Origin of the sequence: Leisingera sp. M527, assembly GCF_025141525.1 — a bacterium.
Classification (GTDB): domain Bacteria; phylum Pseudomonadota; class Alphaproteobacteria; order Rhodobacterales; family Rhodobacteraceae; genus Leisingera.
Map to the genome: position 1 here is coordinate 3,542,267 of NZ_CP081037.1, position 22,173 is coordinate 3,564,439.

Sequence of the window (22,173 nt, forward strand, 5' to 3'; positions counted from 1 at the left end):
ATCCGGCCTGCGGGCCGCTTTTTGGCTGCCCGCCCCTACCCTGCCGTCTCAGCCTGGACCGCTTGGCGCACTGTCTCCAGCGTGCCGCGCAGCTCTGCCATCGGCAAGCCGCCAAACGCCAATCTCAGGGCCTGCGGAGCTGCGGCAGCGGTAGCAAAAGCGTCCGCGCCGGACACCGAGATGCCCTGATCTTTCAAACGCGTCACGATAGGTTGCGCACGTGCGCCTTTTTCAAGCGGCAGCCAGGCGAAGCCCGCGTTGCGATGCGAAATGACCGAAGCCTCGCCAAAGACCTCCCGGCACAGCGATTGGCGCGCGGCGCCATCTTGCCTGCGGGCTTCCTCGGACTTTTCAAGCGTCCCGTCTTCGATCCATCCCGTGACCAATGCAGAAATCAGCGCGGGCGTGTTCCAGGTCGTCGCGCGGATCGCTTCCAGCAAAGCCGCGGTGCGGTCTGCAGGCGCGACCGCATATCCCAGCCGCAAACCGGTGGCGAGGCTTTTGGAGAAACCGCCGATATGCACCGTCCGGCCGGGTGCCAACGACAGGAAGGCGGGTGGCGGATCCGGTTCCAAAAACGCATAGGCCGCGTCCTCGATGATAAGAAGGCTGTGCTGCTGTGCCACGTCAAGCAAGCGCAGACGTGTGGTTTCATCCATGACGGTTCCCAGCGGGCTTTGGACCGTTGGCATCAGATAGACAGCAGTTATGTTCCGCATGCGGCATTGCCGGTCCAGATCATCCGGGTTCATGACACCGTTCTGCGTCTCCACCGGAGCAAGCTCCAGGCCGTTCAAGGCGGCAGCGGATTTGAAGCCTGGATATGTAAGCGCATCAGCAGCGATCACATCGCCGGGCTGAAACAGCCCCAAACAAGTGATCGCCAGCCCGTGCTGACTGCCTGAGGTGACCAGCAAGTGCTCGGGGTCAATCCGGCCCAAAGACCGTCCGAGGCTTTCGGCGATGATCCGGCGTTCGTGCATGCGGCCGCCGTGAGGCTGATAGCGCAGCATCGCATCCAGATCGCCAGCCGCCGCCAGCCGCCGCAATCCAGCCCGCAAAATGTCTGCGTCTGCGGGGCCGCCTGGCATATTGAAAACCAGATCCGTGATCCCCTCAGCCACCGTTTGATGCACCCCCAGTGTCATGGGCAGGCCAGGATCGCGCACAAAGGTGCCGCGCCCGGCCTCGCCGCTGACAAGCCCCCTGCGTTCCAGTTCCTTATAAACCCGCGTTGCGGTTGCCAGCGCGACGCCGGATTTCTCCGCAAAGGCCCGGTGCGGCGGCAGTCTGGAGCCCGGTGCGAGTTTGCCCTCGCGGATTGCGTTGGCGAGCATGTCGGCCAGGCGGATGTATCTGGATTTGCTCATGTGCCCACCGTCATTAGTACAATAGAAAAATTGTCATACGCTGGAACGTCATGGCATTGCGGAGGCAAGTCAACCTGTGAGGTCCGCCCAATGCTCCGATTTCTGTCAGCTGCTTTGCTTGCCGCAATACTGTTTACTGTGACATTTGCCGTGAATCTTCAGGCGCCGCTGTATGATGCCTATGCCGCCCAGAACGAGGCCGGCGCCACCGCAGTTACAATTGCCTTCGCCGCTTATGCTGGCGGGCTGATGCCGACGCTGCTGCTGCTTGGCGGGCTGTCGGACCGGACCGGGCGGCGTATCCCTCTTGCTCTGGCCCTGGTCCTTGGCGCGGTTGCGACAGCGGTACTGGTACAGTTCCCAAACTGGGCAAGCCTGGTCGCTGCGCGGATATTGCTGGGTATAGGAACCGGGCTGGCGACCACTGCGGGCACGGCGTGTATGGCCGAAATCCTGGGCGTCACCCGGACCCGCAACGCGGCCTTGATTGTGACATCGGCAACATCGCTTGGTTTCGGCGGCGGCGCTTTGGCAACCGGGCTTAGCCTTGGCCTGCAAGGGCCGACATTCCTGCCATACAGCTATCTGGTGCTTCTTGCAGCCGCGCCTGTTCTGGCCGCAGCCGCATTGGCCCTGCCCAAGGCGGACAGTCCGAAACCCGTCACACCGCTGCGGCTGCCGGTCTTTCCGTCCGGCACCTGGGTGTTCGGTGCGGCAATGGCGCTGGCCTGGTCGACAACCGGCATGACCATTGCCGTGGTGCCGTTGCAATTGGCCGCCAATGGGCTTGGCGGCTGGACCGGGCTTGTCATCTTTCTGGCGATCTTCGCAGGGTTTCTCTGCCAGCCCGTCGCCCGGCGCATGTCCAACGGCCGGGCACTGGCACTCGGGTTTGTGCTGATCCCGCTGGGCTTTCTCGTGCTCCTGGCCGGTGTCTGGCTGACATCACTGGTGCTGGTCCTTGCCGGAACCTGCATCACCAGCGCGGCAAGCTATGGCTTTACCTATCTTGCCTCCCTGGCGGAGGTGTCACTGCGCGCACCCGACGACAGGGCGCGGGCAACGGCGGGCCTGTTTGTCTATGCCTACTGCGGGTTTTCGCTGCCGGTCATTGCCAGCGGCGCGCTGGCCGACACCTTTGGGCTGCTGGCTGCAATGGCCCTTTTTGCTGCCGCGCAAATATCCGCTACGGGGGTCATCGTCCTGTTCTGGAGGAAAAGCTTGCATTCTGCCCGGTCAGGAACGGAACAGGGTTTGGGGATCATTTGATCCGGGCGGATTTCCGCAAGCACAGATCAAGAGCCGGGAAACATTTCCGTCCACATACGCAGCACCGCATCTGCCGCGTCGGCACGCAGGGTCAAAAGCAGCTGTTCGCCACATACCGAAACCACGGTGATGCATCTCTGAGGTGAGACCGGCAGCATCAGGCATTCCGGCTTGGGCGCAGGCATTCGGGCCGCGGACGGACAGGCACCTTTGGCCGCGAGGACGGTGCGGACTGCGTCCAACTGGCAAAGCAGTTCCTCCGGCCCGCCGCTGCCGTCCAGATTTCCACCCCGACCGCATGACATCCAAGCCTCTGCCTGAGGGGTAGCGCGAGCGTGGAACCGGTCCAGCGGGCTGCTGTTCCCGGCTGCGCCCATGGCGTCGCTCAGCATCTTGGCAGTACAGCTGCCCGCGCCTTCGGTTGCCTTGCAAGGACGGCGTTTGATTGTGAAGCCTGCGCCATTGGCAGCGGCATCCAGAGTGCGCAGCCGCGCGGCAAAGATCCGGGCGGCTGCATCTGGATCCTCTGCCCCGTCCGCGGGATCTGCGGAGCGGCACAGGGTCAGCCCCGTCAGCCTGCGTTGCGCAATGGTGAGCACAGCGGCAGGCTGCTGGCCGACACAAATGGTCAGTTCCCGGGGCAATACGGTTTCGCTGATTTCGCGCAGCACTTCAGCGGCGAGCGGTTCCTGCCCGGCAGCAGCCTGCTGCACGCGTGCACGGATTGCGGCTGGTGTTTCAGCCAGCCGGTTCAACGCCTGCTGCAGCGCGCCACCTGCCCCGGCCGGCTGCGGCAAGAGATGAGCAGCCGCGTCTGCCATCATGCCCCCCCGGCCATTGCTGCCAGCAGGCTCCGCGCCGGGGCAGCAAGCCGCCCGGCGCTTGCCGCATCTGAGCAGACACACAGCACCGCGTCACCCGATCCATCTGCGGCGCGGATGAAAACACGTGCTTCGCCCGGGGTCAGAATCAGGACATCATCGGCTGCCGCTGCGGATTGCGGATCTCCGGCTGCCTCAGCGGCATCAAGCAGCAAGAACCCCAGCCGGGCCTGCTGGCAGAGGCCGTCAAGATATTCCTGCGGATGGCTGGCGGCACTGCTGCTGCGCAGAACAATGCTGGCGCCGAGATCACCAAAGGCGGCCAAACGGCAGCCCTTGGCGGTCTGACGCAGCGCATCAAGCTGCAGGGAAAGCGTCACAGGATACCCCCGTTCCCGGCAAGGGCCGCTGTGCATTCTGCTGCGGGACGTTTGGATATCATGCGTTACTCACCAGTTGGATAGGTTTCGGGCCGGGACCGGGCAGGCCGCTTGCTGCGCTTGACCGGGGTGACCCGGCGCGGTGTCACACGGCCGCCGGCATCCGCGCAGGCAGGGCTTTCTTGCAATTGCGGCTGTTCACCGCTCTCGCGCCTGCCGCCAAAGTCCAGCACATCAGCCCCTAAAGGCTGCTCCGTTTGCGGATTTGGTGCAGAAACCGCAGGATTGGATTGTGCAGGCGCAACGCGGTTTGGCTGTGCCCAAGTCACAAGCATATCCACCAGGTATTCAATGAAACTGTCAGCGCCGCTGGTCTTCCAAACTTCCATGTCCTCGCCCGCGGCCAGTGCCTGACTTAGCGACAGCGGAAAGATTGCGCCGAAGGCTTCGCCGGTTTCCTTCCTGACACGCCGGACCACACGGTCCTGATCACGGCTGTTCCGCAGCTTGTCGAAATGCGTGATCAGCAATGTACTCGGGCCTTCAAAGCGGTGTGAAATCTCCTCCCACACGGCGGCTTCGGACTGACGCCAGGCCTGGGTGGCATGGGTGCACCAGATCACACCGTCAACTTCGGGCAGCAGGTTTTGCCAGACACTGGACGGCATGTTGGGGTCCGAAATGCCCGGCATATCAATGAGATCGCACAGCTCCAGCGCCTCTGCCGGGAGGGTCAGGCGGATCAGCGCCGTGGTGTCCATCGGCACATTGGCAAGGTCCTCGGGCAGCAGCGGTGTTTTGCTGCCGTCGGTGGCGGTGATGCTGGCCGCCTCAGGCCCGTGCGATATCCAGACCGGCGGCAACCGGGTGGCGGTCACGCGGGTCGGCAGCGGCTGGCGCCCCACAAGCAGGTTGGTCAGGGTGCTTTTACCGGCGCTGAACTCGCCCATCAGTGCCAGGCGTGGCTTGCGCTGTGGTACAGCAGCCGGGAAGACGGGAGTGTGCATGGCGGATTCCTGTGTCATTCGGTGAAGCTCCTGAGCGTTTGCAAGGCGTCGTTGGCCTGTGTCCGGCGGCTGTCATCGGCAATCAGCCCCTGAATATCATCGCCGCAGCGGCTGTGGTCTGCGATTTCCATCAGGATGTCGCGCTGGTCGTCGAAAAAGCCCTGCAGCCTGGCAAGGACGGCGGCGCCGGCATCTGCTGTCTGCACGAATTTAAGCTGGGTCATGAAATCTTCGGTCTCGCCCGCGATCAGACTGCGGAAACGTTTGGCAAAAGCCTGATAACCGCGGGTGCGGCGCCACCAGGCGGCCCACCAGCTGTCATTGAAATCCAGTGCGATGGCCTGCCCCAGCGCAATCGGAGAGCTGGCCGGGGGCACCTCGGGGACGGACAGCTGAATACCCTCGACCGCTGCGCCGAAACCGTCATACAGCAGCTCCGCGACGTCCTGCACCGCGGCCTTGTAACGGGCCTGGGCGGCAGCCTGCAGGCGGCTGGTCATCACCGAATAAGCCGAGCGCAACAGCATCCGCAGCCCGGCGGGATCATATTCCCAGTGGCAGTCTTCGCCCCATTTCTCCAAGTGTTCGATCAGCGCGTGGGTGGCCCGGTCTGTAAAGGTGGTATGGGCCCGCTCAGCGCGGTCGCGGAAGGCGTCGAGGATCTGCGCGGTCTCGGCCTCCAGTGCGTCCAGATGGGATTTGCAGATGGTCTCAAACGCGGCGCGGGTGTCGTGGAGACCGGCCTGCGCGCCGCCTTCGCCCTGCACTCTGACCGCATCTGCCGCCTGCTGGCCGGTGGCGGCGGTAACGGCAGAGCCGGCAACGCGGGCCAGCAGCGGCGTGCCGAGGTCGGTCACGATCCGCTCAGCCACCACCCGGTTCAGTGCAGGCAGCCCGGACAGCTCCCAAACCATGTTCTGGGCCGACAGATCTGCATGGGAACTGTTGACCGAGGCTTCGGCCCAATTGAGCAGCGCGGCGGAACTTGCCTTGTCCATGTCCTCCAGCCCGCCGGTCAGCACCTTGTTGGCCCAATAGGCGCTGCCAAAGAGGACGGTTGCGTCCTCGGGCCCGTGATAACTGTCCAGTGTCTGGCGGATGCTGGCCTCGATCTCGGGGATCTGGGCGGCAGGGGCGGCGAGTTCGTCGATGCGGTTGACGAAAATCACCACCTCACGCGATTTGAGGTTGGAGAGCATCCGGATCAGCCCCATGTCAACCGAGGTCAGCGCCTGGCCGGCAGACAGCACCACCACGCAAAGGCGGCTGTCGCGGATTGCCTGGATGGTGATCTGCTCGCGCATCATGAAGGTGTCGTTGACGCCGGGCGTGTCGCGCAGGCACAGGCGGTGGGGCACGCTTTGGCAGTTCAGGTACAGATCCGCCGCGCGGGTGATATCGGCAAAGCGCCCCTGTTCGCCGGCACCGCCCTCCTCCTCGTCAAAGTCGTCGCCAAGGCAGATGTAGCGTTCGATCAGGTTCTTGTCGAAATAGCCGTATTCGTGTTTCTGCCCCATCAGCAGTTCGAATTTTCGGCCCAACCGCTGGCGGGAGCGTTCCCGCATATCTTCGATCTGGGTACGGATTTTTTGCAGCTCGCTGCTGGCGCCGGCACGGCCCGCCATTTCACCGATGCGCCCGCCCTTGGTCAGCAGCCGGTCCCATTCCGCCTCGGTCATGAACTGGAAACAGGCCTTGTTCTCAATCCGGGCATCCCCCGGTGTCAGGTGCAAGGAGGTGACAACCGAGGTCCAGGGGTTCACATCCGACGGCAGCAGGTCAGCCCAGCCCGCCATCGCATTGACCAGGGATGTCTTGCCCGACTTCACCTGTCCCAGCAGCGTGACACTGGGTTCAAAACTGCTGAGTTCCGACTGCAGCCGCGACAGGCTGCGCTGGACGCGCATCCCCGAAACTGCGGACAAGGCGGACAGCGCTGCATCAAGCCGCTGCGCCTTGCGGGCAAAGTCCAAGAGCGGTTCCAGCCCCGCATTCAGATTGGTCGGACGCGCGGAGGCGTGGATGTCGGTGGCACTCTCGATCTGAGTTTCCATGTTCATGGCTGAACCTTGCTGTGTCTTGCTTTGGCGTGTGTGTCAGCCCTGCCGGGCCGCGAGGCGGCGGCGGCAAGGGAATTGCGGTTGGTCATCACCCCGGGATGTCTTCGGTCAGCTCCTTTTTCAGCTGTACCAGCAGCGTCACCGCATCGATGGCCGCGTCTTCATCCTGCTCCAGTTGGCAGAGCATCAGCATTTCCTCTCCGTCCTGGGCTGCTTCGCGGGCGGCCTCCACTGCTGTGCTGCCTGGCATCGTTTCCAATGTCTGCGACAAGCCGCGGATCATCTCCATGCATTGCGCCAGCACCGGACCGGCTTGGGGGCCGCCTGCGGCTTCGGCCTCTGCCAGCATTTCCTCGGCCCGGGCTTGCATCTGGTCCAAGGCGCTGCTGAGGCCGGCAGCAGCGGTCAGCGGCGGGGCCGCAGCAGTAACTGCAGACTGCAGGCCGGCAGGGCCGGCTGTTTCACCGCCAAACTGGCGGATCAGCAATTCGGCCTGATCCACATCCGAGGCACGGCCCGTTTCAACCTGCCGCATCACGCCATCCGCCAATTGCTTGCCGCCGCTGGAGCGCCAAAGATCATGTGCCGGTGCGGGTGCTGCCTGGGCCGTCAGCCCCTGGATCGCGGCGACAGGATAGACGCCCAGAAACTCCTCAGCGGCAACCGGTTCCACCGTCTTGATCAACCCATCCAAATTTCCCCGCATGATCTGCCGGTCGGCCATGGTCAGCACCAGAAAGCTGTGATCCTTGGTACTGTCAGGAACTTCGGCCCACAGGCCCTGCTCCGTGTCCGGAAACGCCTGGCTGCACCACAGGATAATATCCGCCGCGCCAGAGGCCTGCTGCAGAAGGTTCTGCTGGCGGGCCTGCGGGCCCGCAAGCGGCAGTTCCGTATAACTGTGCGTGCGCAGCCGCAAATCTGGCAGAAACTGGCGGATCCTCAGCGTGCCCGCCGGCATGTCAAGATCTGCCAGAACACCCGCCTGTTGCAGGCGCTCGCCCTTGGCGGTTTCAAAAACCGCGCATTCCTGATCGCCGTGGCAAATGTCAATGACGACGCTGCCCGCGTTGCGGCCAATGACCACCCGCCCCAGCAGCATATCAATCAGCGCCGACTTGCCGGAACCAATGCCGCCGGTGACAATGATCTGCACCGGCTGGCGCAGCCGGCGCAGCAGCTGGCTGCCCCAGCCTGAAAACTCTGCCGGCAGCTGCCCTGTGCTGAGCGTGTGCTCCAGCCGGCCTGCCAGCGGGCTGATATCTGTCTGAAGAAGGCTCAAGCCGATGCATCCGTCTTGTTGCGGCGGGCGGCGGGTGCTGAATCCCACGTCGCCGAAGCCAGGAGGGTGATCACCCGGCGGCCGCTGCGCTGACGCGGCGGCGCGGGCGGCTGTTCAGCCGGCGGCGGGTCCAGAACCGGCGCGTCCATCGGCGGCGCTGATGGCTGTGCCTGGGCAGGAAGAGCGGCCTGCGGGTCAAGGGGTTTGATCACGCAGAACGCGGCATTGTCCTGTTCGGGGGCATTCAGCACCTCCAGCTGCCGCATCAGCGCTGCGCCGATACGGGCGCTGGAACTGCCGCATTCTGCAGCGAGGACGGCGGCGATCTCGTCCTCCTCCAGGAATTGCAGCCCGTCGCTGGCGGCCAGCACGATATCGCCATGCTGCAGCCTGACGGGTGTGCTGCGGCAGTCGATGCGGGGGATGTCCGCCCCGGTCAGCACCGAAGTCACGCAATGCCGGTCCGGATGGCTGGCGGCCTCAGCCGGGTCCATGCGGCCCTGGGCGGCCAGCCTGTCGATCTCTGCTGCCATCGAATGATCGGCGTTGAGCCGGATCAGCGCGCCGTCACGGAACAGGTAGAGCGGCGAGTCACCGACCGAGATCCAGTAAAGCCGGTCGCTGAACAGCACCGGAGCCAGCAGCGTCGCGCCCATTCCGCGGGCCTGAGGCTGATGGCTGGCATATTCGCCAAGGCAGGCATTGGCGCCGCTGGCGGCCTGCTGCAGAACCGCACCGATCGACTGTTCCAGCGCACCCGGGTCGTCCGTGCGCAGCTTCAGCTCGCTGAATACTTCGGTGACCACAATCTTACTGGCGACATCACCGGCGGCATGGCCGCCCATGCCATCGGCCAGCACCGCAAAACCGGTGCCGGTGCCGGCCAGGAAATCGGCGGCAAGCGCGTCCTCCTGGCGCTCGCGGCGGCCCTTGCTGATGGCCGTCGCGGCATCATATTCGAACTCAGCGGTGCACAGCATGGTCGGTATCGCTGGGTTGCGGCTGGTCCCAGCCGAAATCGGCGCCGCACAGCGGCACAAAGCGCAGGGTGGTCTCGCCAATGCGGATCACATCGCCTGCCGACAGGGTTTCGGTGCTGAGCACAGGGCGGTTGTTGCGGCGCACCAGGTTCGCCTTGCCGCCATGACCGACATAGAAAGCCTTTTGTTCCGGGTCATAGGCGATGGCAGCGTGGTTGTCGCGCGAGATGCTGTTGTCACCGAAGTCCAGCCTAACAGTCTGGTCGGCGCCGCGGCCGATCACAGTGACGCCGCTGAACAAAGTAAAGGCAGCACCGCGGCCCGGCCCCTGCACGATGGCAAGCCAGCCGACAGGGAAACGGGTGTAACCGGGCGCAGTGTCTTTCTGGCTGCGGGCAAAGGGATCGCTGTCTTCGGCTTGAGCGGGGCTGAAACCCAGCAGGCGGGTCTTGACCCGTCCCGCCCGGCTGGCGCCGCGCCCCATCGACGGTGCCGGCACATCAATTGACACGTCTGCCGGGCTGTCCATGGAGGCCACGGGTTGCGAAGCTGCGGGCGCCGGTTGCGGGGCGGAAACGGGAGCCGCCTGCGGAGCAGGAGCGGGAGCAGCCGGCTGGGTGGGGCCGGCCAGGATACCGGCAGGCTGTGCTTCGACGGCGCGCGGGCTGGTTTCTTGCTGTTGCTGAGGCTGATTTTCTGGAGCAAAGGCTGCAGAAAGAGTCTCCTCAGCATCTGGCGCGCTGCCTTGCTCCTGCACGCCGGCCTGGGTTCGCTTGAAGACCCTGTAGGATTCGCTGCTTTCGACTGCTGGTTCAGCCAGTTCCGGGCTGCGGAAACTATCCTTCATGCCAACGCGCGCAGGCGCTTCGGCGCCAGGTGCGAAGGGATCATCTGATGCGGCGCCTGCGAGGCTGGCAAGGGTTCCGTTATCCCTAGGGTCAGCAGCGGCCGCTGGCACTGCCGCGGTTTCTTGCTCGCGGGCGAAAAAGGCCGCGATGGCCGGGTCCTGCGGCTGCCCTTCAGCAAAGCCTGGCAAGCCTTCGCCTTCTGCCAGCGCGTCTTCAAGCCCTGCGTCATAAGTCCAGCCGTCCTCCGCCGGCTTGCCGGCCAGCGGAGCAGCGGGCTCCGCGGAGGATGCCGCCTGAGCTGCTTCCGGCACCGCATCCAGCAGGAAACCGCGGTCAAGGCTGAGTGGCGGACGGGCAGCCCCGGTATTGGCGACGTCAGGAGCAACCGCATCCTGCACAGGCGCCTGGGCCGGGTCTGCTTCTGGCGCCGCATGACCGTCCAGGCGGACCCTCTCCCGCTTTTCGCCAATGATATCCTTGATGAATTTCATACTCATTCCCTTCAGTTCTTAACCGTTTCCGGGTTGCTGCGCTGGCGCCCGAAGATCTTACGCAGCCGGCCCGCGAAACCGGGCTTTTCCCGGCGCAGTTCCAGAACCGGATCTGCCGGGAGGTCCGCGGCAGATCCGGCGGCGGGCAGCCGTTCCACGGCGGGTGCGTTTTTCTTCCGCCGGGGGATAGCGTCCTGTTCCTTCAGCCAGGCTTCCACGTCGCTGACCGGCTCACCGAAGATATTCACCAGCTGGCGAAGCGGCTTGGAGGGTTTGCTGGCAGGCTGGGTCAGCTTTTGCCTGACCGAACGCGGTTGCCCAGGTGTCAGGCCGCCATTGGCCGTCGCGACCAGCTCGGCGATGACGGCATCCAGGTTGGCATTGCCTTCAGGCGCTGGCGCAACCGTGCCAGGCAGTTGAGCGTCTGTTTCCGCAGCGTTCTGTGTTTCGCAATCATTTTCGGCCAGCGCGCCCGCCCAGTCACGCGCCGATTGGAACCGTTCAGCCGGAAGTACGGACATTGCCATATCCACAGTGGCCAGCACCGCAGGATCCGCGTTCCACGGCCTGCCCAGCAGCGGTTGGCAAGGGTCCGGGTCTCCCGCCATCACTGCGCTCAGCCGCTGCTGGCTGCTTGCGGGCACGTCGCCGGTAATCAGGTAATACAGCGTGGCGCCCAGCGCATAGAGATCACAGGCCGGGCGCTGAGGAAACTCGGGCTTGTACAGCTCATGCGCGGAGTATCCATCCTTGACCGCCAGCAGCACCGGCAGCGCGGTATCGTCATTGGGAAGACTGCCGCAGGCGGCCCCGAAATCGATCAGCGTGAGGCTTCCATCCTTGCCAAGGATGAAGTTGTCCGGCGAGATATCGCGGTGCAATATACCTTGCCCGTGCAAGCAGTCGAGCGCTTCCAGCGCCTGGCAGAGAATGTGCCGCAGAAGCGGCCCGGTCAACCGTTCAGGCTGGTCCTCACGCACGGTCAGCAAGTCCAGACCGTCGACGAATTCCATCGCGATATAGGCGGTTTGATTTTCCTTGAACACCTGATGCACGCCGACGATGCCGGAATGCCGGGCGCGGGCCAGCAGTTGCGCCTCGCGCAGAAAGTTGCGCAAGACATTACGGCAGGATTTGGCGTGCTCTTCCGTGTTGGGTTCGACGTCCGTGCCACTGCGGCGGCAAATGCCTGCCGGAAAGCACTCTTTGATGACAACGCGGCGTTCCAGGCTGTCGCGGGCCAGATAGGTGATCCCAAAGCCACCGCTGAGCAGCGGCTGCTCGATCTGGTACTGACCTTGCAGCAGCTTGAAGCCGCAGGGCAATTCACAGGCGAGAGCCGGATCAGCAGAAGATGTGTCGTGAGGCACAGCGTCAATTCCTTGTGGCAGCCTGGGCTTTGGCCGGAGCGGGGCGGATGAACCCCAACGCTGAAAGCAGAATGCGGAAAGATCGCGGCGCCATTCAGGCAATCAAGGCGGTTGCGTCCAATTTCCGCCGCAATTGGCGCGGGACGCTTGGAAAGACTGAGTTAACGGGCCCATAACTACTTGCGTCGAAGTTAGTTAAACTGCGTGTGTAGGTGATGATTGCCCGTAACCCTGGCCAGGACAGCGGTGGATTTGGCTGTAAACGCAGCGGCAAGGTGATTTGCGGGAAGGATTCCAATGCCCCGTTTCAGCCAAAGGCCCGGCAGCATTTTCGCTTGCCTTGGCCGCGGACACCAGCCTGCCCGTCAGCGGCCAAGGCCGCATCCCATCGACTGACAGAGGCAGCTTGGGGACTTGGTGTCTTCCAGGTGATGCAAGAATCTTGCGGACAGCAAACATGTGCTTTGGAACAGATCCGGGCCTTAAAACAGGTCTGCAGACACGTTTTTGGAACCTTTGAACATCTTTCGGATGCGACAGCAGCTAGGCTTGTCCCAGCGGCTTTCAAGATAGGGCCAGGTGAGGGGCATCCTTGTTTTCTAAGGCAAAACCGCAACCTGGCCCAGCGCCAGTTCAGCCACGCTGTGCAAAGCATCCGCTGTGGCACCATCGCGGGCTTGCGCCGCAAGCCCCTGAATCAGAACTGCAATGTACTTCGCCAATAGATCCGGATCACTTGCTGCGGGCATGTCTCCGTCTTCGATACCGCGCCGGATCCGGGCGGCGACCATTGCCTCGCTGGCCTGCCTGTATCCGGCGAGCAGTTTCTGCGCACCGGTGCTGGCGGTACCGCAATTGGTTGCGGCACTGACCAGCAAGCAGCCTTTGGGTCTCTCCTTACAGGAAAACGCCTCGATGGCCTCAAACACATAACGGTGCAGGGCTTTGGCAGCCGTTGCTTCCTCGTCCAGTGCGCGGGGGGCATAGGCCGCAATGTTCTGCGCGTAATGGCTCGCACAACGTTCAAACAACGCCTGTTTGTTGCCAAAGGCCGCGTAGATGCTTGGGGGGTTCACCCCCATGGCCGCACTGAGATCGGCCATGGATGCGGCTTCATATCCGCGCTCCCAAAACAGAAGCATCGCCTGTTCAATCACATGGCCGGTGTCAAAAGCTCTTTGCCGCCCCAAGGTCGCCTCCGAATTACTTATCGATCATTACACAAAATGCTTGACCCGGCAAGCTGCTCATTATTTAACGATCACTACAAAACAATGGAGGCACGGATTAAAGCTGCAATCATAGAATCCTTTGGCGACGCGGATGTGTTCCGGATGGCAGACCTGCCGCGTCCCGAACCCAAACCGGGAGAGGTGCTGCTCCGCATCCATGCGTCCAGCGTGAACCCGGTGGATGCAGGGGTGCGGTCCGGGGCCATCCTGCCTGATGATCCCGCCCTTTTCCCGATGATCCTGGGCTGGGATGCAGCGGGGACAGTCGAGGCGCTTGGCCCGGAAACAGAGGGGTTTGCCCCCGGCGACCGGGTGATGGCAATGTCGCCGCAGCCTGGGTCAATGGTCGGTACCCATGCGGAATTTGCCGCCTTGCCAGCCAGTCAGGTTGTGAAAATTGCCGATGCGGTTCCCTTCACCACTGCCGCCGCAGTGCCGCTGATCGGCAGCACAGCGCTGGCGGCTCTTCAGGCCCTGGCATTGCCGCCGGACGCGCGTGTCCTGATCAACAACCCAAAGGGGGCGGTTGGCGCAATGGCGGCAGCAATCGCCCCTCTGCTGGGGTTCGAACTCGCCGCCCCGGACGCGCGGCAGGTGGACGGCGCCATTGACGTGCGCGGGCGCAAACACGCGCAGCAGGCATTTGCTGCCGTGAAAGATGGCGGCGCCTATGCAACGATTGTCCCGGAGTGGTGGAAGCCAGGCGGGGTTTTCACGGAAGCGCGGGGGATCACCCCGGTGACGGTTCAAAACCCCGCCAATCAGGAGGTTCTGCTGCCATTGGCGGGCTGGCTGGCCGAGGGCGTTCTGATGCCGGAGATCGAGGATATTCTGCCGCTTGATCAGATCGCAGAGGCGCACCGCAGGCTGGAGACCCCCGGGCATACGGGCAAATTCGTTCTGGACCATACCTTCTGATATCAGCTGGAAAGGGAACAGGCGGGCGGGTCTCCGCCTGTTCCGGTACAATAAGCTACTGTAGTCCGGACTGGCTTTGCCCTGCCAGACACTGCTGCGCCTGCGCCGTGATGCAGGCCAGAATATCGCTGGCGGACTGCACTTTATCAATCAGACCAATGCCTTCACCGGCAAAAGCGGTGGCAACATCCGGATCGCCAGCCTCCTGGGCTGCTGACCATTTTGCGGCCTCTGCGCCCGCTTCCAGTTTCAAAGCCTCCTCGGAACCGTGCCATTTCTGAATGAACCGGTTGCGCAAAACGCGGCCATTGTAACGGCCGGGCCAGTCATAACCGCGGACCACATCCACCACCCGGGTGCGGATCGTGTCATCTCCCGTTGCCGCCAGCGCGCGATCCAGAATGCGCGGGTGCACCAGCGCCTCGTGCGAGGCCCAGAACCGCGTGCCGATCACCGCCCCATCCGCCCCCAGCATCAGCGCTGCCGCAAGGCCGCGCCCATCCGTGATACCGCCTGCGGCACAAAGCAGCGCTTTGCTGTTCCGGCGTGCGATCTCGTCAGCGATCTCGGGCACCAAGGCAAAGGTGCCGCGGGCTTCGCCATGGCCGCCAGCGTCCGCACCCTGGGCGACAATAATGTCTGCGCCGCAGTCCAGCGCTTGCCGGGCATCGCGCAGGGTCTGCACCTGGCAGATCAGCGCCACACCCGCGTCCTTGATCGCAGGCGCGAATGGTGCAGGGTCGCCAAAGGACAAGAACAGCGCCGCCGGATCGCGCGCCAGCACCCGGTCCAGCAGCTGCGGCTGTTCCGCAAGTTTCCAGGTGATCAGCCCGCAGCCGACGCGGGCGTCCGCCGCAAGGCCGAACTGCTGGTCGATCCAGGCGGCATCGCCGTAAGCGCCGCCGATCATGCCCAGACCGCCGGCACTGGAGACGGCGCTGGCCAGCGCGCCGCCGGCTGCAAAGGCCATTGGCGCCTGGATCACCGGACAGGTGATCCCCAGCGCCTCTGTCAGCCGCGTCTTCATTGCGCCTGTTTCCGGTACTCCTGCACCGGCAGGCCGCCAACGCCCCAATCTTCCAGCGGGACTTCGTTGATTACCACAAAGGTTGTCGCCGGGTTTTTGCCCAGAACTTCCTGCAGCAGGTCCGTAACTCCGGTGATCAGCTGTGCCTTCTGGTCCGCACTCGGGCCGGTGCCGTCAGGGCCGCCTTCACGGGTGACTTTGATATTCACATAAGGCATCTGTCAGCCCTTTCGCGGTACATATGAGAACACTTTTGCAATGATGCGCCATTCGGCGCCGTGGCGGACAAGGGTAAGCAGGTCATGGAAATCCCGGCCCATCATGGTCATCCGGGCGCTGACGCGGGCCAGCCGGTCGCTGGCAAAGGCTATCTCCAGGATCTCCTCCTCACGCGGGTCCCCGCGTTTGGCTGGTGGCTCGCGCCCGTCGACGCGGGCCATGTAGGTTTCAAGATCCAAGTAAAGCTCATCACCTTCGGTGGCGCAGATGTAGGCCAGCTGCGGATGAAAAACGTCGCGCAGCATGGTGCTGTCGGCATGATGGAGACCCTCGAAATAGACCTCCATCAGTGCGCCGACCACTTTGTGATCGGCTGGTGTCATTGGATCAGCCCTTCTGCGCGCATCGCAGCCTGAGCGGACGGGCGGGCAGCGCTGCGGCTCACGAACGCCGCCAGCCGGGGCCAGCGGGCCAGGTCGATGCCGGTGAAGTTCGCCCAGTTCGAGACCGCGAACAGATAGGCATCCGCGACCGAGAACCGGTCCTCTACCAGCCACTCGCGGCCATCCTCCAGCTGCGTCTCGATGAAATCGAACTTGCCCGCTACAGCGGTGCGCGCATCGTCTTTGCCGCCCTCGGATATGCCGTCGCGGAACAGCGGGTTAAAGGCTTTGTGCAGCTCGGTTCCGATCCAGTTGAGCTGTTCCTGCATCCGGGCACGGGCCAAGGTACCGGCTGCCGGCGCCAAATCCGCTTCCGGGTTGCTGTCCGCAATGTACTGCAGAACCGCCGCCCCTTCGGTCAGAACGCTGCCGTCGTCCAGGCCCAGGGCCGGTACATAACCCTTGGGGTTGATCGCGCGGTAGTCTGCGCCGCTTTCGGTCCGGCCTGCCGCGGTATCGACAGCTTCGATTTCAAATGGACGGCCGGTTTCATGCAGGGCGATATGGCTGGCCAGCGGACAGGCGCCGGGTTTGTAGTAGAGTTTCATGACAGTCTCCTGTGTTTGGTGATGTCCTCTGACTACCCGCTGATATGATTGATTGATAATATTGAGTACTCATGAATATGATCCAAAAAAATAATCATGTAATGGTCCCATGAAACACGATCAGCTCATTGCCCTTGAGGCGATTGTCTCAACCGGCACCTTCCGCGGCGCGGCGGAGCGTCTGAACAAATCGCAGTCCGCCATCAGCCACACAATCCGCCTGCTGGAAGAGGAGCTGGAGCTGGAGCTGTTCAGCCGCGCGGCCTACCGGCCGGCGCTTACCCCGGCAGGTGAAATTTTCTACCGCGAGGCCTCCCGTGTGCTGCGGCAGATGCAAGGCCTGAAAACGACCGCCGCCCGGCTGCGCGCCCGCGAAGAGCCAGAGCTGAACATTGCCGTCAGCGCCACAATGGATCTGGACCCATTGCTGCCGGCGCTTGCCGAAACCGGACAGCGTCACCCGGCCACCCATCTCCGGCTGCGGATGGAAATGATGGGCGGCCCGATCGCCCGGCTGATGGAGGGCAAGGCAGACATCGCGCTTGCTTCGCTGGAAGGGGTGCCGCTGGATGATGTGGAAGCTGTGCCGGTCACGGAGGTGACAATCCGGCCAGTGGCCAGCCCCGGGCTGAACCTGCCCGTCGGCTCCCGTGCATTTTCAGCATCCGAAATGCAAAGCTACGTGCAGGTGGTCGCGGCGGGCACAGGCGGCGCCGCGCATGAACAAAGCCGCGACCTTCTGCCGGGCGGGCTGAAGTGGACCGTTTCCGATCTTGCGGCCAAGAAAAAGGTGATCCTCGCCGGTCTCGGCTGGGGCGGCCTGCCGGACCATATGACCGAGGAGGAGCGGCTGTCCGGTGCTTTACTTCCCCTCAACCTGGAACGATTTCCTGTACGCCAAACGATGATTTTCAAGATGAGACGCAGAGACCGCCCGCCCGGCGTCGTGGCCAGTGAACTTTGGAACAGAATCGGGGCAGCCGAACCGGCCTAGGGCTTGAACATGCCCGGCAGCAGGTCACGCCGCAATCGTCGGCAATTTCGCCTGAGGGCACGCAGAAACGCTCCCGCGGTTGTTGCTTTCCGCCGTGGGCGCGTACTGTTACCTGATGCCAGATGCGTGTAGAAGTTGACCAGATTCACGTTTGAAAAAGGCGGTATGCTTTCCAAAAATGACAATCGGCGCTGGAGCCTAAGAAAATGACAGCTTCGGATCCTTCAAGCCTGGCCACGGTTTCGTCGCAGTTTGCCGGGCATTGGATTATGGCCTTGCGGCACTGTTGCACGGATGCCCAATTGGCCTCCTTTCTGCAGCGCGCGGGGATGCATGCAGTCCAGGGTCGGATTGCCCACCGCATCACTTTGGATCAGATTGTCCGGCTTTACCAAATCGCTGCCATCGAAACCAATGATGAAATGATGGGCCTTTGGAGCCGGCCGATCCGGGCCAGAGCACTGCAGCACCTGCTGACGACGGTCCGCGAAGCCAGCTCTCTTCCCTCAGCCTTGCACCGGTTCTCTACGTTCTGGAACCTGCTGCTGGACGATTACCAGATTGAACTCGCGTCCGGAAACGGCAGCATCAGCCTGCGGCTTGTGCCGCGCGGTGCGCAGCCCTGTCAGCAGTTCGGCCATATGCTGATCCTGAAACTGGCGCATGGGCTGCTGTCCTGGCTTGCAGGATATGAAGTGCCTGTCCAGGCGGTTCAGTTTGCCTTTGAGCGCCCTGGGTTTTCAGACGATTATGCGGTGATATTTCCGGCTCAGATCAGCTTCATGGCACCGTGTTCGGCAATTACGTTTGAGGTCGCGAAACTGGGGCCAACAAAAAGACGCAGCTCTGCGGAGCTGAAGGAGTTTCTAAGCCGGGCCCCCCGCGACTGGATGTTCACAGGGTATAGGGAACATAAGCAGTCTCTGAGAGTCCGGGAGTTCCTTTATCAAACAAGCTGGGAGGGCGGCCACTTGGCAGATGCCGCCCGCGCATTGAACGTCACACCTAGAACCTTGATGCGGCGGCTGGATGCGGAAGACACCTCTTTTCAGGCGATCAAGGACGGGCTGCGCCGGGACATAGCCATTCATGACCTGCAGGCCGGGAGCAAGAGCATCGAAGAAATCTCTCAGGATGTCGGGTTCTCCTCTCCCGCGAATTTCCATCGCGCTTTCCGGCGGTGGACGGGTGTAACACCAAGTTCGTACAGAGCATCGAAAAACTGAACACTGGCCTGTCCCCAAAGAAGATCGCAGAGGTGCTCAATAAGGAAGGCGTGCCGGGCCCGTCCGCCCGCTATTGGGGGATTTCACCATCCATGGCAACCGCCGGAGAGGCACCGGCATTCTGCACAAAGAATTCTATAACGGACGCCAGATCTGGAACCGGCTGTGTTTCGATAAGGTCCCTCAGACAAATCGGCGGATGTCCCGCCTGGACCCGCAAAGCGAAGGGGCCATCACCGAGGTTCCAGAGCTGCGCATCATTGAGCGGCATTTGCAATTACATCCCTGCCGCCAGATCCGGCATTGATTTTCGTTGTACCGCCGCGGTCCAAACCGGCCGGCTGCCAGGCAGAGTGCCGGCATTAAACCGGCACAGTTTCATGCTGCACTCCGCTGCGCCGCAAAATTTCTTCGGTCCCGGATTTCCGCGCCCCGGCCCGAACCCCTTCAGCCCCGGATCACTGCCATGACTGCACTGCCAAGTTCCTGCAGGGCCGCGTTGCGGGTGCCGAAATCCGCATCTGCGTCCGACAGAAAGATGGTGATGATCCACGGCGCCCCTTTATCGGGCGTGACCATTGCAATGATGTTGCGGGTGTGGCTGCCGCTGCCGGACTTGTCGAGGACTTGCCAGTCCGCGGGCGCGTCAGCGCGCAGCAGGTTGCCTGTCACGCCGCCATGGCTCATCCAGTCTGCCAGTTGGTCGCGCGATGCCTGGGACAGCGCATTGCCCAGCAGCAGCTTTTCCAGCGTGGCAGCCATTGCCGCCGGGGTCGTTGTGTCGCGCGGATCGCCGGGGGCGAAAGTGTTCAGTTCGGGCTCACGCCGGTCCAGACGGCTGATCGGATCGCCAATGCTGCGGAAGAATTGCGTAACTGCCTGCGGCCCGCCAAGCCGGTCGATCAGGATATTGGCTGCAGTGTTGTCACTCATGTCGATAGCGGCAAAGCACAGCGCGCCGATCGTCATGTCCTCGCCAACCCGTGTTTTTGCAACCGGCGCGTAGGACTGCAGATCCGCCTCGCGCACCGGCAGCGCGTCGGAAAGAGCCAGTTCCCCCGCATCGCGCTGCGCGAGCACGGCCCCGCAGATTGGCGCCTTCACGGTGCTGTTCATCAGGAAACGTTCATCTTCCCGGTGCGACCAGGACGTCTGCCCGCCAACCTCTTTGATCGACAAACCGACGCGCCCGCCAAGCCTCTGTTCAACGTGCGACACGGTTTCGGCCAGTGCCGCGAGGCGCATGTCAGCTGCGGACATGGTGGCCAGAGACAGGCCAAGAGCGAGCCCTGCCGCAGCGCGCGACAGGACGGAAGCGGTGAACCGCATGGGATGTTCCTTTCGGGATAAGAGCCAAAGACGACATCAGGTGATGTCATGCGTCTGGTATATTTCAGCTTGATCCGGCGCTACAAACGACAAATCTTATCGCCTGCCATTAGCTGAGGTATTGCCATGGATCGCCCCGACCTGCCTTTGAACGCCCTGCGCGTGTTCGAGGTTGCCATGCGCCAGGGCAGTTTCACCAAGGCCGCCGTCGAACTGCGGGTGACCCAGGCCGCGGTCAGCCATCAGGTCGCGCGGCTGGAAGATCTGCTGGGAGTCACCCTGTTCCTGCGCACTTCGCAGGGGCTGGTGCCGACCGACGAGGGGCAACGGCTTTTCCCGGTGCTCGAACACGGGTTCGACGCGATGGCGAGGGTTCTTGGCCGCCTTGGCGGGCAGCGCGACGTGGAGGTTCTGAAGGTCGGGGTGAACACGACCTTTGCGCTCGGCTGGCTGATGCCGCGGGTCGATGCCTTCCGGCAGGCCCATCCGGAGATCGATCTGCGGATTTCGACCAACAACAACCGGGTGGAAATCCTGCGCGAGGGACTGGACATGGCGATCCGTTTCGGCACCGGCGGCTGGACCGGCCATGACGCAATCCCGCTGATAGAGGCACCGTTGGCGCCGCTCTGCGCGCCGCGGCTGGCGGCGCGCCTGCAGCATCCATCGGACCTCGGGCATGTGACGCTTCTGCGCAGCTACCGCAGCGCCGAATGGCCGGGTTGGTTCGAAGTTGCAGGCGCGCCCTGTCCGCCGGTCACGGGCCCGGTCTTTGACAGCTCGGTGGCTCTTGCGGAACTTGCCGCCTCGGGAGCAGGCGCGGCGCTGCTGCCAGTCGCCATGTTCGAGAGATTCATTGCCCAAGGCCGGCTGGCACAACCCTTCTGCGTCACCTTTTCCGCCGGGCGTTACTATCTTGCCTGGCCCTCAGACCGCCCTTCAACACGGGCGATGAACACATTTTCCCGATGGCTCTCCGGGCAGAGCGCGGGAGAAGAAAAGCTGATGCCTCTTGTTGGATCGGGAGACGCATGATCCGTCAGCCTTGGCCGGGGCAATACAACTTTGAAACCGTCGAGGAGGCGCAGAACCAGGCAACGGAATGGCTTTGGACTTACAACAACGAGCGACCCAAAATGGGCATCGGCGACATGACACCCGCAATGAAACTGAAAATAGCCGCATGAATTCTACGGCTGAGTTCCACTAAAAATGGGGGACTACCCGATCGCCGGCCTTGCGCTGTTGGTAGGCTCGTCCTGGCGAAGTCTGGAACCTGGACGAAGTTGCCGTGAAAATCGCGGGCAGGTCATTCTGGTTGTGGCATGCCGTCGATCAGGAAGGCGCCGTATTGGAAGAAATCCCCCAATCCAGGCGGAATATGCGGGCGGCTGATCTGAGCCCCGGCGCAACTGTCTTGAGCCAGACCCGACTTACAGGCTCAAATAATCTGAGCCGGATACGCCGATGATCTCGGCCCGGCGATGGATGATCTCAAGATACCGTAATGGGCTGCTCAAGCCGCACGTTTGGTTACAAGCTCCTCGTGAAGGGAAGTGGATTGCCCAACTCTTGCGCACTGGTTGGTTTCGGCCAGTGCATTGCAAATCAATCTCGGCGCAGGAGATCCGAGCTTTGCTTTCAGGACGTAAGCTGCTGCTGAATAAGCTGATTGAAATCGAGCATGGCTTAAGAGGTATTCTGCGCGGCTTTGGTTTGAAAATGGGCAAAGTCAGCAGGGGGCGTTTTCTAGAGCGGGTGAATGAGCTTGTTGCAGGCAACCCTATGCTTGAGGAGATCTCGCAGGCGATGTTACAAGCTCGCTCGGCGCTCCAGACGGAGGTTTCGGATCTTGATCGCCGCGCTCGAAGCCTGGCCCGCGCTGACGGCCCTTGCCGATTGATGATGACAGCCCCCGGTGTCGGAGCGCTGACGGCCCTCACCTTCAGAGCGGCGGTGGATGATCCTGCCCGGTTCCGGTCATCAAAGCGCGTCGGGGCGCACTTTGGACTGACACCGCGAAAACACCAATCCGGTGAGACCGACATAACCGGTTCGATCACTCGGGCGGGCGACGCCGGAGTCCGTGCCATGCTCTTTGAGGCGGCGCAGGTCTTGCTGACCCGTGTGCAGGCGCCGTCGGATTTGAAAAGCTGGGGGCTGGCAGTAGCTCGGCGGCGCGGTTTAAAACGCGCCATTGTCGCCGTTGCACGTAAGCTTGGAACAGTGTTGCATCGAATGTGGTCGGATGGTGCCGAGTTCCGCTCTACGGTCGCCGCGCCTGCGGCAACCACATGATTGTACAACGAAAGAAAAACCAGATCCGGTTGAGCTGAACAGCCAGCTCACCGACGTCCCC

Annotated in this window: 21 protein-coding genes and 2 pseudogenes; 8 read left to right on the plus strand and 15 right to left on the minus strand. The window is 62.8% G+C overall.

Features of this window, described 5'->3' with window-relative positions; all coding sequences use genetic code 11:
* Positions 1-35: 35 nt before the first annotated feature.
* On the minus strand, positions 36-1,370 hold the full coding sequence (locus tag K3555_RS17525; RefSeq protein WP_260006441.1) for a PLP-dependent aminotransferase family protein: 1,335 nt from the start codon (positions 1,368-1,370) through the stop codon (positions 36-38).
* Positions 1,371-1,460: 90 nt separating this feature from the next.
* Between K3555_RS17525 and K3555_RS17530 the strand changes: the two genes are divergently transcribed.
* On the plus strand, positions 1,461-2,639 hold the full coding sequence (locus K3555_RS17530; protein WP_260006442.1) for an MFS transporter: 1,179 nt from the start codon (positions 1,461-1,463) through the stop codon (positions 2,637-2,639).
* A 26-nt stretch (positions 2,640-2,665) separates the two neighbouring features.
* Here the strand turns inward: K3555_RS17530 and K3555_RS17535 are convergent, their stop codons facing one another.
* The 9 genes from K3555_RS17535 to K3555_RS17575 form a co-directional block, all read right to left on the minus strand.
* On the minus strand, positions 2,666-3,460 hold the full coding sequence (locus K3555_RS17535) for a hypothetical protein (protein WP_260006443.1): 795 nt from the start codon (positions 3,458-3,460) through the stop codon (positions 2,666-2,668).
* A complete protein-coding gene (locus tag K3555_RS17540; protein ID WP_259996883.1) occupies positions 3,460-3,840 on the minus strand; it encodes a hypothetical protein in 381 nt (126 codons plus the stop codon). Before K3555_RS17540 ends, K3555_RS17535 begins: the two co-directional genes overlap by 1 nt.
* A 65-nt stretch (positions 3,841-3,905) precedes the next feature.
* Positions 3,906-4,865, minus strand: a complete 960-nt coding sequence (locus K3555_RS17545) for a dynamin family protein (protein WP_260006444.1) — start codon at positions 4,863-4,865, stop codon at positions 3,906-3,908.
* The gene (locus K3555_RS17550; protein ID WP_260006445.1) at positions 4,862-6,907 is read right to left on the minus strand and encodes a dynamin family protein; all 2,046 of its coding nucleotides are present in this window, start codon (positions 6,905-6,907) and stop codon (positions 4,862-4,864) included. The genes K3555_RS17545 and K3555_RS17550 overlap by 4 nt, the downstream gene beginning before the upstream one ends.
* 88 nt (positions 6,908-6,995) lie before the next feature.
* On the minus strand, positions 6,996-8,189 hold the full coding sequence (locus K3555_RS17555) for a hypothetical protein (RefSeq protein WP_260006446.1): 1,194 nt from the start codon (positions 8,187-8,189) through the stop codon (positions 6,996-6,998).
* Complete coding sequence (locus tag K3555_RS17560; RefSeq protein WP_260006447.1) at positions 8,186-9,169, minus strand: PP2C family serine/threonine-protein phosphatase; 984 nt, start codon at positions 9,167-9,169, stop codon at positions 8,186-8,188. The genes K3555_RS17555 and K3555_RS17560 overlap by 4 nt, the downstream gene beginning before the upstream one ends.
* Positions 9,153-10,508, minus strand: coding sequence for an FHA domain-containing protein (locus K3555_RS17565; protein WP_260006448.1), 1,356 nt, complete (start codon positions 10,506-10,508; stop codon positions 9,153-9,155). The genes K3555_RS17560 and K3555_RS17565 overlap by 17 nt, the downstream gene beginning before the upstream one ends.
* Before the next feature lie 11 nt (positions 10,509-10,519).
* A complete protein-coding gene (locus tag K3555_RS17570) occupies positions 10,520-11,878 on the minus strand; it encodes a serine/threonine-protein kinase (protein ID WP_260006449.1) in 1,359 nt (452 codons plus the stop codon).
* 599 nt (positions 11,879-12,477) lie between these two features.
* Positions 12,478-13,068, minus strand: a complete 591-nt coding sequence (locus K3555_RS17575; protein ID WP_260006450.1) for a TetR/AcrR family transcriptional regulator — start codon at positions 13,066-13,068, stop codon at positions 12,478-12,480.
* Between the two features lie 84 nt (positions 13,069-13,152).
* On the opposite strand from K3555_RS17575, the gene K3555_RS17580 reads away from it, so the two are divergent.
* A complete protein-coding gene (locus K3555_RS17580; protein ID WP_260006451.1) occupies positions 13,153-14,028 on the plus strand; it encodes an NADP-dependent oxidoreductase in 876 nt (291 codons plus the stop codon).
* Between the two features lie 55 nt (positions 14,029-14,083).
* On the opposite strand, the gene K3555_RS17585 is transcribed toward K3555_RS17580, so the two are convergent.
* The 4 genes from K3555_RS17585 to gstA are packed head-to-tail and all read right to left on the minus strand — an operon-like array spanning position 14,084 to position 16,265.
* On the minus strand, positions 14,084-15,055 hold the full coding sequence (locus tag K3555_RS17585; RefSeq protein ID WP_260006452.1) for a nitronate monooxygenase family protein: 972 nt from the start codon (positions 15,053-15,055) through the stop codon (positions 14,084-14,086).
* Entirely contained in the window at positions 15,052-15,273 is a 222-nt protein-coding gene (locus tag K3555_RS17590; protein WP_129369460.1) for a 4-oxalocrotonate tautomerase family protein, read from the minus strand. Before K3555_RS17590 ends, K3555_RS17585 begins: the two co-directional genes overlap by 4 nt.
* Before the next feature lie 3 nt (positions 15,274-15,276).
* On the minus strand, positions 15,277-15,657 hold the full coding sequence (locus K3555_RS17595) for a nuclear transport factor 2 family protein (RefSeq protein WP_260006453.1): 381 nt from the start codon (positions 15,655-15,657) through the stop codon (positions 15,277-15,279).
* Complete coding sequence (gene gstA / locus K3555_RS17600) at positions 15,654-16,265, minus strand: glutathione transferase GstA (protein ID WP_259987739.1); 612 nt, start codon at positions 16,263-16,265, stop codon at positions 15,654-15,656. Before gstA ends, K3555_RS17595 begins: the two co-directional genes overlap by 4 nt.
* A 109-nt stretch (positions 16,266-16,374) precedes the next feature.
* Here gstA and K3555_RS17605 point away from each other — a divergent pair, with 109 nt between their 5' ends.
* Complete coding sequence (locus K3555_RS17605) at positions 16,375-17,259, plus strand: LysR family transcriptional regulator (protein ID WP_260006454.1); 885 nt, start codon at positions 16,375-16,377, stop codon at positions 17,257-17,259.
* Positions 17,260-17,465: 206 nt separating this feature from the next.
* Positions 17,466-18,485, plus strand: a complete 1,020-nt coding sequence (locus K3555_RS17610; protein WP_260006455.1) for an AraC family transcriptional regulator — start codon at positions 17,466-17,468, stop codon at positions 18,483-18,485.
* Between the two features lie 447 nt (positions 18,486-18,932).
* Here the strand turns inward: K3555_RS17610 and bla are convergent, their stop codons facing one another.
* Complete coding sequence (gene bla / locus K3555_RS17615) at positions 18,933-19,814, minus strand: class A beta-lactamase (RefSeq protein ID WP_260006456.1); 882 nt, start codon at positions 19,812-19,814, stop codon at positions 18,933-18,935.
* 126 nt (positions 19,815-19,940) lie between these two features.
* Between bla and K3555_RS17620 the strand changes: the two genes are divergently transcribed.
* The 4 genes and pseudogenes from K3555_RS17620 to K3555_RS17635 all read left to right on the plus strand — a co-directional run.
* Entirely contained in the window at positions 19,941-20,849 is a 909-nt protein-coding gene (locus tag K3555_RS17620) for a LysR family transcriptional regulator (RefSeq protein ID WP_260006457.1), read from the plus strand.
* 11 nt (positions 20,850-20,860) lie between these two features.
* Positions 20,861-21,001: pseudogene (locus K3555_RS17625) on the plus strand (integrase core domain-containing protein); the annotation flags it as partial.
* Positions 21,002-21,105: 104 nt separating this feature from the next.
* Positions 21,106-21,285 (plus strand): hypothetical protein, encoded by a 180-nt coding sequence (locus K3555_RS17630; RefSeq protein WP_260006458.1) that lies wholly within the window; start codon positions 21,106-21,108, stop codon positions 21,283-21,285.
* Positions 21,286-21,359: 74 nt separating this feature from the next.
* Positions 21,360-22,112, plus strand: a pseudogene (locus K3555_RS17635) (IS110 family transposase); the annotation flags it as partial.
* Between the last annotated feature and the right edge of the window lie 61 nt (positions 22,113-22,173).